Consider the following 430-nt stretch of genomic DNA (forward strand, 5'->3'; position numbering starts at 1 on the left):
ATAGAAGTCTTTTCAATCAGCTTTTGCGCAATCTTTTGGTTGATGATACGAGGAATTTGATGATTCTTCTTGACGAGTGAGGTCTCGGCGACCATCACCTTCGAGCAATGATAGCACTTGAAACGACGCTTTTTCAGAAGAATTCTAGTAGGCATACCAGTCGTTTTGAGGTAAGGAATCTTAGACGGCTTTTGAAAGTCATATTTTTTCATTTGACTTCCACAATAAGGACAAAATGGAGCATCGTAGTCTAGTTTGGCGATGATTTCTTTGTGTGTATCCCTATTGATGATATCCATAAATTGGATATTAGGGTCTTTGATATCGAGTAGTTTTGTGATAAAATGTAATTGTTCCATATGATTCTTTCTAATGAGTTGTTTGATCGCTTTTCATTATAGGTCATATGGGACTTTTTTTCTACACAAAA

The 430-nt window shown here is 36.0% G+C and carries 1 protein-coding gene; it reads right to left on the reverse strand.

The annotated features are described in order from the left end of the window. Positions 1 to 359, reverse strand: a 359-nt coding sequence (locus tag N8L33_RS09940; RefSeq protein WP_261059749.1) for a transposase family protein, incomplete at its 3' end; no start/stop codon positions are given. Between the last annotated feature and the right edge of the window lie 71 nt (positions 360 to 430).

This window comes from Streptococcus mitis (assembly GCF_946188695.1).
In the GTDB taxonomy this organism is placed as follows: domain Bacteria; phylum Bacillota; class Bacilli; order Lactobacillales; family Streptococcaceae; genus Streptococcus; species Streptococcus mitis_DF.